This is a genomic window from Geosporobacter ferrireducens (genome assembly GCF_001750685.1).
Lineage (GTDB): Bacteria > Bacillota > Clostridia > Peptostreptococcales > Thermotaleaceae > Geosporobacter > Geosporobacter ferrireducens.
This window is the reverse complement of the sequence record NZ_CP017269.1, coordinates 5,047,507-5,062,172: the sequence shown is the minus strand read 5'-3', so window position 1 is coordinate 5,062,172 and position 14,666 is coordinate 5,047,507. Positions and strand designations below refer to the sequence as shown.

The 14,666-nt window shown below is 41.8% G+C and carries 15 protein-coding genes; all 15 read right to left on the bottom strand.

Annotated features, from left to right (window positions below; all coding sequences use genetic code 11):
* Positions 1–417: a recombinase gene (locus Gferi_RS23710; RefSeq protein ID WP_069980599.1), complete on the bottom strand. Its 417-nt coding sequence runs from the start codon at positions 415–417 to the stop codon at positions 1–3.
* Positions 418–1,983, bottom strand: coding sequence for a recombinase family protein (locus Gferi_RS23705; RefSeq protein ID WP_330389497.1), 1,566 nt, complete (start codon positions 1,981–1,983; stop codon positions 418–420). It lies immediately after the preceding gene.
* A gap of 58 nt (positions 1,984–2,041) precedes the next feature.
* Entirely contained in the window at positions 2,042–2,257 is a 216-nt protein-coding gene (locus Gferi_RS23700) for an SHOCT domain-containing protein (protein ID WP_003762658.1), read from the bottom strand.
* A gap of 55 nt (positions 2,258–2,312) precedes the next feature.
* Positions 2,313–4,253, bottom strand: coding sequence for a DNA polymerase (locus tag Gferi_RS23695; RefSeq protein ID WP_069981584.1), 1,941 nt, complete (start codon positions 4,251–4,253; stop codon positions 2,313–2,315).
* Positions 4,254–4,326: 73 nt separating this feature from the next.
* Positions 4,327–4,878, bottom strand: a complete 552-nt coding sequence (locus tag Gferi_RS23690) for a DUF2815 family protein (RefSeq protein WP_069980597.1) — start codon at positions 4,876–4,878, stop codon at positions 4,327–4,329.
* Between the two features lie 5 nt (positions 4,879–4,883).
* The gene (locus tag Gferi_RS23685; RefSeq protein WP_069980596.1) at positions 4,884–6,020 is read right to left on the bottom strand and encodes a DUF2800 domain-containing protein; all 1,137 of its coding nucleotides are present in this window, start codon (positions 6,018–6,020) and stop codon (positions 4,884–4,886) included.
* Positions 6,013–6,336, bottom strand: a complete 324-nt coding sequence (locus tag Gferi_RS23680; protein WP_334292684.1) for an rRNA biogenesis protein rrp5 — start codon at positions 6,334–6,336, stop codon at positions 6,013–6,015. The genes Gferi_RS23685 and Gferi_RS23680 overlap by 8 nt, the downstream gene beginning before the upstream one ends.
* Complete coding sequence (locus Gferi_RS23675; protein ID WP_069980594.1) at positions 6,305–6,523, bottom strand: hypothetical protein; 219 nt, start codon at positions 6,521–6,523, stop codon at positions 6,305–6,307. Before Gferi_RS23675 ends, Gferi_RS23680 begins: the two co-directional genes overlap by 32 nt.
* Before the next feature lie 130 nt (positions 6,524–6,653).
* Complete coding sequence (locus tag Gferi_RS23670) at positions 6,654–7,598, bottom strand: N-acetylmuramoyl-L-alanine amidase (RefSeq protein ID WP_069980593.1); 945 nt, start codon at positions 7,596–7,598, stop codon at positions 6,654–6,656.
* Positions 7,598–8,005, bottom strand: coding sequence for a phage holin family protein (locus Gferi_RS23665; RefSeq protein WP_069980592.1), 408 nt, complete (start codon positions 8,003–8,005; stop codon positions 7,598–7,600). The genes Gferi_RS23670 and Gferi_RS23665 overlap by 1 nt, the downstream gene beginning before the upstream one ends.
* 86 nt (positions 8,006–8,091) lie before the next feature.
* Positions 8,092–10,563: a glycosyl hydrolase family 18 protein gene (locus Gferi_RS23660; protein WP_069980591.1), complete on the bottom strand. Its 2,472-nt coding sequence runs from the start codon at positions 10,561–10,563 to the stop codon at positions 8,092–8,094.
* A complete protein-coding gene (locus Gferi_RS23655) occupies positions 10,560–11,141 on the bottom strand; it encodes a hypothetical protein (protein WP_069980590.1) in 582 nt (193 codons plus the stop codon). The genes Gferi_RS23660 and Gferi_RS23655 overlap by 4 nt, the downstream gene beginning before the upstream one ends.
* Positions 11,142–11,150: 9 nt before the next feature.
* The gene (locus Gferi_RS23650; RefSeq protein WP_069980589.1) at positions 11,151–11,345 is read right to left on the bottom strand and encodes a hypothetical protein; all 195 of its coding nucleotides are present in this window, start codon (positions 11,343–11,345) and stop codon (positions 11,151–11,153) included.
* Positions 11,346–11,359: 14 nt separating this feature from the next.
* The gene (locus Gferi_RS23645; protein ID WP_069980588.1) at positions 11,360–13,882 is read right to left on the bottom strand and encodes a phage tail spike protein; all 2,523 of its coding nucleotides are present in this window, start codon (positions 13,880–13,882) and stop codon (positions 11,360–11,362) included.
* Positions 13,883–13,886: 4 nt separating this feature from the next.
* Positions 13,887–14,660 carry a distal tail protein Dit gene (locus Gferi_RS23640; protein ID WP_069980587.1) on the bottom strand — a complete coding sequence of 258 codons (774 nt, stop codon included), beginning with the start codon at positions 14,658–14,660 and terminating at the stop codon, positions 13,887–13,889.
* Positions 14,661–14,666 lie beyond the last annotated feature (6 nt).

Sequence of the window (14,666 nt, the reverse complement as noted above, 5' to 3'; positions counted from 1 at the left end):
TTATTCCTCGCTTTCTATCAGACTATATAAGTATTCTGCTCGTTCAAAAGGATCAACTGGCATCTTATTATCTGCCTTTCTCATTTTAAATCGTTCTTTGGGAGGGGGAGAGGTGAAAGCGGCAAGCTCTACCACTCGTCCTAAATCCTTTGCACGCTTATCTCTAACTTCTTCAGCTTTATCAAATATCTCTTTATCAATGATTGCTGGATACGTATCATTTCCAAGGTAGTTGACGTTTTTCAAAATGCGTCCCATCACAGAGTGTGTCTTATCAATACCTGCCTGTTCGCCAGCCACTGTAAGGGATAGTCCTGATATGTATTTCTCAAAGAATACCTTTACTTGACCTGCTGCCTTTTCATCGACAGTAACCTCTCCATCTTGAATTTTGTATCCATATGGAATATATGCCATTTATCTCACCACCTTTTCTTTCAGGGAAAGACCGCATTTCAAATTGAATGTCAGCTCATCCCTGGAATTTACAATGATGTTTTCTACAAATTCTTCGAATAATTCTTCTGTGTACTCACCATTAAAATTATCTGCTGACACGTAATCAATGAGGTCCTTTATATCGTTTGCTCGTAAAACCCCACTCGTAGAGTTCGTTACCAGGTTTGTTTTTTCAGTTGTAAGATTTTTTATCTCACTATCCAAGACTTTACGTTCCTGATTAAAAAGAGCTGGCTCAAGGAAACCTTTGGCCATCAGTGTAATAAGGGTGTTGCGTTCTTCCATGAGTTGCTCCATTCGCTTATCAATAGCATCCATTCTTTCACGGTCGCTTTCTTCATCAATTTGGCTAATTGATTTGAATAGCGGTTCTAAGATTAGCTTATGACTGAAAGCAAGCTTATTCATCATGGTTGTCAATGTGGCTTTTATTTCTCCATCTCGCAAGAACAACATGGAGCAACTCTCTTTGTCTTCGATATGACCGATGCAACTCCAAGCAATGTAACTCCTACCAGCTGAGTAGTTTGTCTTTCTCCTAAAATTGCGACCACACTCTCCACAGACAATCTTGCCACTTAAAGCATATCGATTAAGATAAACGTTCTTTTTCACGCCCTTACACTTCATCTTGGCTCTTTCATCAATGAGATCTTGTGCCTTAGCAAAGTCTTCTCTACTTATAATAGGTTCATGATTATCCTTGTAGTAGTATTGGTCTTTTTCCCCTGTGTTTGGATGGCGGTTGTAGTTACTATCGGTGTAAGTCTTTTGTAACAAAACATCTCCCATGTATTTTTCGTTTCGGAGCATGTCTATCACCGTGCCTGCACTCCAGTGATTACCTCTTCTTGCTGGGATTTTGTCTTTGTTCAAACCTCTTGCTATAGTACCTCCACCTTTCCCTGAAAGGCACTCCGAAAAAATACGTTTGATGATTTCAGCTTCTTCTGGGACGATTACCATTTCACCATCTATATTGGTATAGCCATAAGGCGGAGTACCAATATAGCTGCCATTTTGAAATCTCTTTTGAATGGACCACTTGCTGTTTTGTGAAATGGATGCAGACTCTTCTGCAGCAAACCCTGAAAGAATAGAAAGCATCAGTTCACTTTCCATATCACCCGTATTTAGATTCTCTTTTTCAAAATAAATATAAACACCGATATCAATCAGTTTTCTTACTAACTCTAGACAATCTACTGTATTACGAGCAAAGCGGCTGATTGATTTGGTGATAATAAAATCAATCCGACCTTGCTTACAATCTCGTATCATACGGAGCAGTTCAGTCCGTTTCTCCATCTTGGTGCCGGAGATCCCTTCGTCATAATAAAGACCAGCAAATACCCATTCTGGATTAGACTTAATATAGCGCTCATAGTGTTCACGCTGTGCTTTAAGGCTTTCAAGCTGTTCATCACTATCGGTTGAGACCCTGGCATAGGCGGCAACCCTAAGTTTCGTATTAGGTAGTTGTCCCTGGGGCAGTTCATCTATTTTTGTTATCTTTTTCATCATCTCACCTCGCTTTCGCCCATTACATACATCACTCTAAAAGCTATTAATAGCAAGCTTTTTAGGACATAATCTCGGCTAAACGGGGAGAGAATTTCTGCCTGTTCAAGGCTGATATTTTGTGTAATTCATCCGCTGTGATTTTGCCCTCTTTATATAGGTTTGCGACAATGCTCTCCGCTATGTGAAAATCATATTCCTTTTGTAATTCTTCCTCTGTCATCTGCTCGGTCTTACCCTTTAACGGACAACCATCTTTTACTTCATAAATGTTCATAGAAAAACACCTCCTACCTAGTAGCCATGGCAGGAGGTGAAATCTGATGATTTCATTAATCTTTTTGATAAAATTCACATTCATAGCCATCGGCATCAAGGAGCAGCCCTTTTGCCCAAGGTGGCACTTGACTCATCTGTTTACATACTTCAGTAACAGATATTTGAGTATTGGCTTCAATAATGACTTCATCATGGACATGAGCCACAATACGATAAGTACTAAGCATCTTCATTGAATACATCAAAATATCACGGGATATAGCTTGAACAATATTCTCTACAAACTTAGGACCGTAACTTTCAAGACGCTCCCATTTCTTTGTTCCACCTACTCCTTCATAGGTAACAGACTCACCACCAAACTGATTCTCGCCGATTCGAGGTTTTACATAGGCAAGCCGTCTACCTGAGGGAAGAATGATAAAAAGCATGCCACTAAGACAATGAAACTCGATGCCATGGGTTTCTTGTGATTTATTTTCCTTTACGCATTGTTTAGCCGCCCGATCTACATCCCACCAGAACTGTGTGATGTTGGGATTAGACATTCTCCAGGCATTCACAAGCGGTTTTAATTCTTCCTCTTCAAGCCCCATCTCTAATGCGCCCATGGCTTTTAATGCACCAACAGAACCACCATAGCCAAGTGCCAATTCAGCAATTTTACCCTTCTGTCTCAAGTGACCGTTCACACCATGCTTTTCAACGGAAACACCAAACATCTGTGAGGCAGATGCACAGTAGATATCACCACCACTAGCAAATACATCCGTTCGCCATGTCTCACCTGCAAGCCATGAAAGCACACGAGCCTCAATGGCTGAAAAGTCAGCCACAATAAACTTATGACCTTCTTTTGGTACAAAGGCTGTACGAATTAGTTGTGAGAGTGTATCGGGTATATCTTCATAGAGCAGTTCTAGTGTTTCAACATCACCATTTCTGACAATAGTTCGCGCCTCTTTTAAATCTGGCATATGGTTCTGAGGGAGATTTTGCAATTGCACAAGCCTTCCGGCAAAGCGGCCGGTTCTGTTGGCTCCATAAAACTGAAACATACCTCTGGCTCTTGAATCACTACAGACCGCATTTTCCATTGCTGTATATTTCTTTACCGAGGATTTTGCCAGTTGCTGACGTAGCGAAAGAACTTCATTTAGTTCACCATCGGTTTCCTTAAGTTTCTCTGCAACCGCCTTTTTGCCGAGGGTCTCCATCTCTAGACCGTTTTCGGAAAGCCAGCTTTTCATCTGTTGTACAGAGTTTGGGTTATCGAGATTTGTTATCTGCTGCATGGCGGTTAGTAGTTTTTCATGAGAGATGTCATCCATAGCGATGGCCTGCTTAACAAAATCCATATCAACCTTTATGCCTCGATCGTTAATTTCTTGGTCGAGATGATACTCATCCCAGATGTCCTCTGGCACTGGAAACTTGATCAATCTTTGTTGTATCTGGATTTCTGCCTCCACATCACGCTTGTTATATGCTTTGAACTTTTGCCACTTATCGATTTCATCAGTGGGTAGGTTACGGGTCCTACCACCATTTGTTTTAGTCGGAGTACATGGAACACAAAAGTATCGTATCAGGTCTTTACCCTCCGTCAGCTTTTGCTTCTCAAGTCCTAGCACTGCACCTACACCTTCTAAAGAAAGAGGAAGTCCCATATAGGCAGACCAAACCATGGAACATTTCCATGAGGAAGGATTTAGATAAGTCCCAGTGGGATATCCCAAATAACGTGAAAGGCATACTCGCTCAAACTGAGCATTAAATGCCCACTTCGTAATGGCTTCATCGGTTAAGGCATCTAGGATTTCTTTTGGAATCTTTTCTCCATCCATCAAATCGATGACCTTAACTTCATCACCGTCAACCGCATAACCAAACAGCATCACCTCAAAATCATCTGTTTCTACGTAACGATAAACACCACTTTTTTGTAGATTGGTAGATGAATAGGTTTCGATATCAATTTCTAAGTTCTTCATAGCTACCACCTTTCCTAAATCAAAAAAGGTGGTAGAGGGAAGACCTCCACCACCGTCAAGTTTATTGTTTCTATTAGGCAAGGAAGTCATCATCGACAAGAGTCGTAAAATCATCTACTGCAGAAGTCTTACCGCCTAGAGGTTCTCCGTCTCTAATTTTTTGAATGTTACCAAGTCCACAAGCTACACCTTTATTACCATTTGAGTTGAAAGCATAGAAGTTAAGAGAAACCCTTCCATAACAACCGCTGTATACCTCGCTACGATCCAGTATCGGCTTAACACTTTTGTCTACAATCTGTGGCGCTGTCTTGCTATTCGCATTGATGAAGTAATGGCCTTTATAAGCCTCATCATCACGCTCTACATCACCATCACGCAGCGGTATTTTAATGGCTGCCTTATTTGGTTTCTTACCACCAAATTTTGCGATACCTTCCTCAATGGCAGCATCAACTGCTGCATGGATAGCATTAATGGTTTCCTTGTCATCCTTTGGAATAAGGACGGATACGCTGTACTTTTCTGCACCACCATTAATAGATACAGGCTCCCATCCGTGGAAGTAAGAAAATCTTGAGTTTACACCTGTGATAACTTTTGTTTTGTTTTGCATATTTGCCATAATATTTAATCCTCCATAATTTCGTTAAATTCGTTTTTAGCATTTACTACGTTAATCGCCGGTCTTTTATCTGAGTTTGGAACAAGAGTCGGCTTACCCGGTGGTTTGAAAACGAGATCACCAAGGAGTTCCTCAAACTTGGCTTTACCCATCAGTTTTTGCATCTCTGTCATCGGAATAAGGCTCTTTCTGTAAATATCCTTATATCCACCTGCTACAGCTTTTTCTGCGATGGCTTCTTCATCTTTATACTTACGAACCGAGCGACCTTCCACAACTTTAAAACCATTCCACTCTTTACCGTGATTGACTGCTGCATCAGTGGCATAGGCAGTTATTTCATTTGCCCATTTGGTAAGGTCGGGAAGAACAAGTAAGATTTCTTCTATTTCAGCATCCGTCAGAAGAGGTGGTATCTTGAATTCTTTCTCAGCAAGTTTTAGTTTTTCTTCGGCTCTAGCCCTACATTTGTTTGCCGCTTTACAGAAGGTACACCATGGACCGGGGATGTATTCACCCTCACCGTTGAAGGCTTTGTCAGCTCTGGGCTTTAGTTCCTCTTCCGCCCAGCATTTTAGTTCTTCCACCGGTATTGTCCAGGTGCTGACATTTTCTCTTCTAGGCTGAAAGATCGTCATGGACACTTCTTTAATGTCGTACAGGTGATCATAGATTCCAAGTGCTCCTAGGGCATACAGTTTCATCTGTGGATTGTCCACTGCATCAACTAGCACACCCTGTCCATATTTAAAGTCTACGATGTGAAGTCTGTCATCTGAAATGATTACACAGTCTCCTGTCCCAAAACCATCTGGAACATAACAAGAGAAATCAAGACGTTGTTCAATAAGAACGATAGGATCTGTGCAAGACTTTCTTGCAAGTTCTACCTGCTCCATGATGAAGTCAACGTAGGCATCCGTGCATTCTTCCATTTCATCTGAATCATACTCTGATGTAGGCCTCTTACTCCTGATGCGAAGTGCCTTTTTTAGCTTGTGTTCAGAGAGGGCATGGGCTGCTGTACCTTCTTTTGCTGCTTCTCCATTTGTGTTTTCAAACTCAAGTTCAAGCCTTGCAGATGGTAAACAATGAAGCCATCTGTGTGATGAAGATGCAGATAATATTGCATGATTACCCATTCCCAAGAACCTCCGCATCTTTCAAGATATCAGCATAATAAGCCTTATCAACAGCACTTAACTTGTCAGCACCATACTTCCCAATGATGCCCCGCACTTCAGCGGTAAAGCCAAGCTGACTTTTTTCGGCAAGTACCATTCTCACTTTTTCCAGCGAAATATCCGGCTCATTTGCTTTTTCTGTCTTTGTGGTAGGTGTTTCTTTTGGAGCAGAATCGCTATCTGCCATTGCATCACAAACCGCTTGTATGCTATCAGCAAGCCTTCGCATATCATTTACCACATCAAGCAGTAACTTTATTTTGCTCAAGGTCATTTCCTCCTTTCGTCATCTCACAGATAGAGAGTTCCTCGATGCTGTCTCCGGGGATTACAATCGTTACACGCTGTTTTCCCCCAAGAAGGAATCGAAGGATGCGCTCCCTCACGGAAAAGTTACGGTAAGTAACAATCCCACCTGTCTGTGGTTTCTTTGAAACACTAATTTTTAGATTGTGCTTCATATCCATCACCTCTTTCTAAAGGGCGCTTTTATTTGTTGCCCTCTACCTGGTAGCCTCAGGAGATACATAAATCTGACGGTTTAATAAAAAAAATGCCCAAGGAAGTTTTAAACCTCCAAGGGCATCATGCTTAGTTAGGGATTTTCAGTTTTTGACCGGCATAGATAATCGTTGATTTCAAATTGTTCAGTTTAACAATCTCTGTGTATCTTGTGCCGCTACCGAGTAGCTTGGCTGCAATTGCCCAGAGAGAATCACCTTTAACTACCGTATACTCTTTGTAAGTTGGTGAAGAGGTGCTACCGGTGGTATATACAATCATACCCTCGTTGTTGAAAACATAATAACCTGGGTTTTTATCAACCTGTGATTTTGCATTGGAAAGGATACGATATGCACCAAGCTGTGATTTCGCATCTGCCCAAGTTTTTCTAACGCGGTAATAGCCTGTAGTCAGCTTTTCAGGATAGGTTGTATTTTCAGAGCCCCCAGCAGGTGGTTCACCTGCTGAAAGTAACTTTTTAACCTCTGTTCTAAAAGTGTCCATGCTCTTACCATATCTTGAAAACCAATGTCTTGGATCAGCATGATTGGATGCAATCCCTCGTTGATACCCCTCATAGTGGCCGATAATCGTACCGGCAGCCATCGGGTCGAGTTTATACTCCTTACAAAGGTATGCACATAGCTCCACCGCTTCTTTATAGACCGCATTAAAATACGAGGCGTCGGTCAAACCGTCCTCGCAGATTTCAAAGCCAATATGTGTATTATTCGCATCGCCTCCAGCATGCCAACCTCTATGATTCCATGGTAGGGTTTGATAAGTTGCAATGGAGCCATCTTTAAGTTTCCCTATAAAGGCATGGACACAAACCTGTCTTCCATCTGGTCTGTCTTGATTCCAATGATTATTATATTGATTTACTCCTAACAGACCATCATCCGGTCCAACATATCTGCGTAAATTTGGATTGTTCGCTCCGGTGCTATGAACCATGATGCCTTTTGGTGTAATCTTTCTTCCTGCCTTGTAGCAGGCATTCTCTGTAAATATAAGCTTTCTGAGATTCATTATTGCTCTCCTCCTTTGTTATGCAGCTGAGCAAGAATATCCTTTAATTTTTCTGGTATCGGTAATCCTAAGCGCCCTGCATTTTCCAACATGGAAACCCCTTCATTGGAGCAATAGAAAAAGATGATGGCGGTTCGGAGCATGCTACCGTCTCCTATAAGGTTCGTGTCGATAATATGACCTATTCCAACCATTACAAAAATAAGCACCTTCTTAAAAATGCCTCGAAAACCGACCACGCTGGATAGCTTTTTATCAACGATGGCGCACATGACACCAGTGATATAATCAGCCACCATCAATGTAACTAATGCATATAAAAACCCATCAAACCCTCCTAAAAACCATCCCAAGAATCCGCCTAATGCAGTTAGTGCCACTTGTACCCAGTTCCAAATTTCCTTCATGACTTTTACCTCCTTCATGATTTTGAATATATAAAAAGAGTGCCTGCATCTTCGCAAACACTCTTGGATCGTTATAATTGATTCGTTTATATTTGTTTAGGCAGTGCCTCCCATAATCTCATGTCCTCCTGTCCTAAAGACCAAATGGCAATTCCTCTAAGCTTCCATCGATATGCCGCTTCATTTGCCCAATAAACAAGGCTGTCTACGTCCTGGTAATAAAGAATTGAAAAACCATCAGCATCTCCAAGAAATAGGCGAGAGATCCAAACATTGATATCCTTAGGCACGACTTTTACTGAATAATCATTTCCGCATACAAGTGGCAAGACTCCTGAGTGAAAGAAATCATAATCCATGGAGATGTCTTGGCTTCTTGTTGAAGACTCCTCCACATCAATATTTACAGCGAATACCTGAAACTCATTATCCCAAGTCACACCAGTCCTTGAAAGCCTTCCATACTCTACGGTCGTTCCTCCTGGAAATATCACATCAAACCTTTCATACGGTTCATAGACCCAAGCATCTCCCAACCTTAATAGTTCACAAAGAATGCGACCATCAGAACGAACCCCTGCATAACCTCCTGAAAACCCATTAAGGGTTGCATTAAATCGAAGAGTATTACTTGCCCCTGAATAGACCCTTACCGAGTTACCTCTAATCCTTATTTCAATAGTGTACATTCTCGGATTGGAACGAAGATTTGCCTCAGTTGTTTTTATAATCCCAGTGGCAGTACTACCTAGCAGGGAAGACCCCTTATAGAGTTCGATGCGTTGCGTATTGAAATTCAGACAGCAAAATACGTCCCCACAAAACACCCCTGCTCGCCCATTTCCTTCCGGTGTAAAAGCTATTCTTGCTCGTAAATGAACATCTGAAAACCCTTGATAATTCCATGCCAACTCTCCTGAGCCATCAAGCTGTGAGTAGGGACGACTAGTTGTTTGATTAGGATTTCTCCACACCTGCCACTGTCCACTTAAAGCTGTCCAATAACTAGATGGTAAGGGGTTGTCATCCCTAAAGTCTTCATACCAAACTAGTGCAGAGTCTGCTTTTCGACGAAGTACCTCTGTTGTTAGTTTAAATCCTCGATCCGGTTCAGCCATCACTCCGTTAACATCTTTAAACATTCGTGGTGATAACATAAATTCTGCCTCTCCTGCAGAAGGACTCTCAGAGAAATTAGAGCATACACGAAATCCATAAAACTGTACACCTGGTACTAGCGCACTGACGCTGATCGTATGCATGCCAGCTGAAAGATATACACCCGAAGACAAGGAAAGCCAGCAAGTTGTGCGCCAATATGGCCACCATAGTCTATTCTCACTAAAAGTAGAACTTACACCATCCAAAGCAACATGAATACCATTCTTATCCCAAAAGGGAAAAGAGATACGGAATGCAACATCATAAACACCGGCAGTAGCTATTTCAAATTCATATTCTGCTTCGCCTCCTTCTCCAAGGGTTACCATTTGAGTAGAAACGGACACGTTCCCAGTATGGCTATCTGGACTTCCTCCAGTCCGGTCTACATAGATTGTGCCAAACTCAGTTCTTTGCTGTTTACTATAAGCTGTCAAATATCTGCGCCTGTTATAGGTTTCTCCAATTAACGGATACGTTCTTGAAACCGCATCCCACCCTTCCATGTAGTCATACACCTGCGGTAAAGCCCAAGGAACCTTATCGTAATCATCCCAATACGCAATGATAGGAATACGAGGTTGGGGAGGAGCATCATTTGTGAAGTTATAGACTCCAGTCATCCAGTTTTGGGCTGCATAATAGGTGTTGGAAATTCCTCGGTAGGTAATGCCTAGATTCGCAGGAGAATCGTGTATCCTCCAGTTCCAACCATAAGCAGGCAGTCCAAAGAACACTTTTTCAGGAGTCATTACGCGAGCCGCATAATCATAGGTCCCTTCCAGCCAATTCCTAGGGGATACAGGTCCCGGTGCAGAACCCGCCCAAGCCATGCCATAACTCATGATTGCTGCTGTATCGCAGTAGGGATCTAAATCTTCATAAACACACCAGTTTTCACCACCAACGGAGCCTTGTACCCCTGTCATGCCGGGTAAGCAAATATTCACGAGTTTAGATGGATTGTATGCTTTAACCGTATTATAGATATCTTGAAAGAGAGCATTGGCCGCATCCTTATTTTCATAGCCACCACCACGCTCTAAGTCTATATCCACTCCAGCGCACCAAGGGTATTTATTCATAATACGAATAATCTCAGTAAGGAATTTATCCTTCGCACCATTAGTATTATTTCTAAGGGCTGTAAAAATGGATGCTGTACCATGATTCATGATTGTAAGCAGCCACTTGATATGTGGCCATCGGTTGATGTAAGTAAGCATGCTGGAGATGCTTGTACCTGTTTCTGTTATTGTTCCGGTAATATCTACTTCAAAGGTAAAAATCCCTACGGTATCCAAGCGATCACCATAATCACGTAAGGCTTGGTACATACGAGCATTGCCCATGAAACTCCAAACCATGCACCGCTTTCCTTTTAAATAATCTCTCATGGGCGTTCACTTCCTTCCTGCATTTCTTGAAACTCGAATAATACCCTGGCAGATTTTCTATCTTCTAACTTCACCACATGCTTACTATCACTAGCTGCGGTGTATTGAAAAAAGCCCTCTTTTTCAGAAGGGCTCCCATTTTTCAAACACTGCCTGGTAGAGGCTAAAAGAGAAAGTGTGTCTCCTGGGTTTATGGAATCTTTAAACTTAACCTTATGTGCTCCAGCTCCTTGAGATAACTCAATACCTCCTGCTTGCATACCCTGTATCGGGTAAATGTGACAATCAAGACCAGCTGAGGTTTTACCGAGATTAAAGAGAATGATTGTTTCACTACTACGAACCACTCCGTTATAAAAACGAACAGGCACAATGCTATTATTCTGCCTAAATTTCTGGAGCATGGTTTCTGTATTGATTGTGTAACCCGTCAAGCGGTCTCCTTCTTGCGCTTGAATGTCGGTAAAATAAACCGTACCAGTGCAGTCTTCTAAAAGTAGTTCCACCGTTATGCTAACAACACGCTTTTCTTCTTTGCAATGAATGGTCTCTGCAAATCTAGTAAAAGAAACTGACAATATCACCACCTACCCATCTAGTGTCCATTTAATTTCTGATACATGGGGAGTCCAGCCTGTAGCAATAGAGCCTCCTTGCAAAAGCATATCAGTAAAGAATACTGCGCCTGTGCAATCAGAAACATATATACGAATGGTTAGAGCCTTTATCTTGCTAAACCCTCGCGGTGAGATAACATGAGCTGTATGGAAAAAATAAGCCATAGCACCACTCCTTCCTAAAAGAGATCAATAAACCTTGTTTCGGTTGTACCATCCTCGTATTCAATCATAACTTCAATGCCGACTTGCCCATTAGGGCCTTTTTGAAGATTCTCTGATGCAATCTGAGCTGAGAATGTGTAACTCCTCCTACTTGCTGGATAGATAGTTTGGGATAGACTTTTTGTCATGCCTAAAACCCCATCAGCTTTAAAGGAAGCATCTCCTGAGACACCATTGTTTGGATCAACATCAAACCCTGAATTGAGCCAGTAGGTGATCCCGTCATCGGCTCTTGAATTTCTCAGATGGTTAAAGGGAACTAAATCTTTTACTTCCTGCCTGTCAAGGACATCGGCTGAGGATAAAATATCGGCAGCTTTATCCCACCCAGCAGATGCATCCCCTAATTCTCTTAAGGTGGTGGATAGCTCCAGTACTGTTTTCCATGGCTCTTGTAGATTGTACTGCCTGCGCACCACACGAGTTTTTACTGACAAATTTAAGTCTTTATCATCCACGGTAACGATATCACCTAAATTCCAAGCTTCATGTTCATATCCCGTCAGCACAGATAAATCCATAGCTGAAAGAACATAGGAAATTCTAGGCCTTGAATACTGTGCTAATCGCATATTAGCAAACTCGAGCATCTGATAAGGATTGCTAAAGGATGAGGCATCAAGGGTTGCCACTCTTACTTCTGATGAGTAACTGTAGTCCTCCACATATTCTTTATTTCCATTAATAGAGGCAAATGTCATCCCATCTTTTCCATATGCATAAAGTCGAGTGATTAAGCTTCTTGTATCTACTACCCTTTGTATGCTTTTCATGTTTTTTCTATAGCAAAACAAGGCTCCACTGTCTGTACCACCAAATGTCAAAAGATGCACCAACCTATTGGCACTATCAAATATTAAATCTCCACCATGAATGTTCTGTGTGGCTCGAAGAATTGATAGCGCGTTTTTCTCCGTAGATTGCCATGTTCTCCTTGTACTTACCGTTACGTTCCCTAAAGCCCACCCTGTACCAAGCAAGGCATAATGTATAGGAGCCTCTGGTGTTTCAGCGACAAAATCCATCGGCTCTTTTGCCGCGCTGAATGAAAGATCATAAAAGGCAGCTTCCGCATACACTTGTGTAATCACTCGTCCATCAGAAGTTTTCTCATCTGTCGTGGTTCGAATTCGGTACACATCATTTACAATCTGCACCTGTTTCTCATTATCTAGGGACTCTCGCTTGGAATCATGAAATGGCAACTTAAACTCCAAGATATCGGCGCCATTTACCTCACTGGTTACAATGATGTCAAAGGCATTTTCTAACACCGCTTCCCACGCACCGTTGGTATCCAAAACAACGGGTCTTGCAAATCCGAGCCTCTCATAAGGTGGTTTCGGAATATCATGAAGCTGTATTTCTATAAGCTTAGGTGTTCTTGTTGTATCTTGAGTGGTCAAAGTAATTCGATAACGAATATAAGCTCTATTCGGTGACTGAAGTTCTCCGCTGGGTCCCACTGACTGCCACTGTGTCCAACTGACTAAATCATCAGAGGTAGAGGTTTCAACAAGGGAGATAGCAGTTACCCCTGCTGTGTATTCGCTGGTTACGGATACTCGTCCTGTTCCTGCAAGACCACAGGCAGCTGCGGTTGTATAAAGCTGACCATTTTGAGCATAAACACCACTTGTTGCCTTCAGCATAACAGTACCCGGCTCCGTTAGAGCATCTACATCAGCGGTACTGTCACCACCGTTTGCCAAGATAGAAGATTTGAAGTAGGAAATAAGCTCCTCCATGGTAAGCTCAGAATTCTTTTCATAAAACCAATCATCAAATCCGCCCGCATAATAATAAGTATCAGCCAGCATTCCCATGACAATATTGGCAACACAATTTTGATTCAAATCTCCTGTAAAAGTTCTAAGGGGCGATTGCCAAACAGCACCATCACTTCGGTCACAGACCAAATTTTGTACTCTTTTGCTATTTACTTCAATAATGGACGCTATAAAATACCAACCATTATTCCTAAGCGTAATACTTGGTGTTTCCGTTTGATCATAAATCAGCGAACCCGATGCATTATAAAGCATTAATCTTAATCTTCCTTGGTATAAGGAGACATAGAAAATCGGTTGTCCTGGTCCATGTCTGGTATTAAAAATGGGAATAAAATTTTGACCAATAGAATAAGTTGTCGGGTTAATCCATCCACCCACTACGATTTTTTCTCCTAAATCACTAAAAAAGCTACCGTCATTGGTAGCCACTAAATGGGTTCTTTCACTTGTAGGATTGACAATGTTTTGCCTGAAAAATCTCCCGAGTCTACCTAAGACCAAACTAGCTGAAGTTCCTGACCATCCGGAAACAAAGAAGTTTCTGTTATTGCCTGACGCATCTAAAAGCATGGTGTTTCCATCTGGCGCTGATTCATTAAATCTCCAAAGTCCAACGGTCTGATCACTTACTGGATACTCGCCTGTAAAATCTGTTTGCACTGTTAAAATCGACTTAATGGCCACCTTATCACCTCCATCTGCTCTTAGCCAGAATCCTTAATTCAGAAAATGTTGCTCCCGCCACAGTGATTGTTATTTCATTATCTCCCTTATGAAGAACAGGAAAATTCAGCTCATCCAAGCCTGGCAAACCATTTCTCAATGTGTTTCCGTTTATATCCGTTATTTTGGCTGTCACTAGTCCACTGTCAATGACAAGAACTTCATCTGCTGTCAAAGCTCCAACAACTCGTAATTCTTCACCATTTGTTGTAATCGAGATATAGGTAGAGGATGAACTGTTAATTGTCCCCTTAAGTTGATAGACGGGTTCTGAGTCAGCATTTCCGGTTAATCTTTCAATCTCATGGTTGCCTTCACTGGAAATTGTAAATTGCTCATCAGTCAAAGCATAAGCATGAGGATCTGGGCATATAAACTTAAGATCAAATGCCCCTGCCGTTCTAAGTAGCCTCTCACAATCCACCTGCTCAGTAAGACGGGCATAAAAGTAACGATCTGGAATATCATCCAATACAAGTTGTTTCAAACCATTCATGGGGTTTAACCATTCAGCTAACCCATCCAATACATCTACTAGATCAGCAAAACTTTTTTGTGGGTATACATTACAATTAACGATAATAATTCGCTCTGAGCTGTCACAGCCAAAATCGGCAACACCCGCTTTACCCGGCACCATTTCATAAGAGTTTCTAAGAGCGGGCGATGCCTGCCAGCTTGTGAGTCTTGCTTTGATCTTCATGTTCTTTGAACTAATGCCATTATAAATAAATCCCATACATCG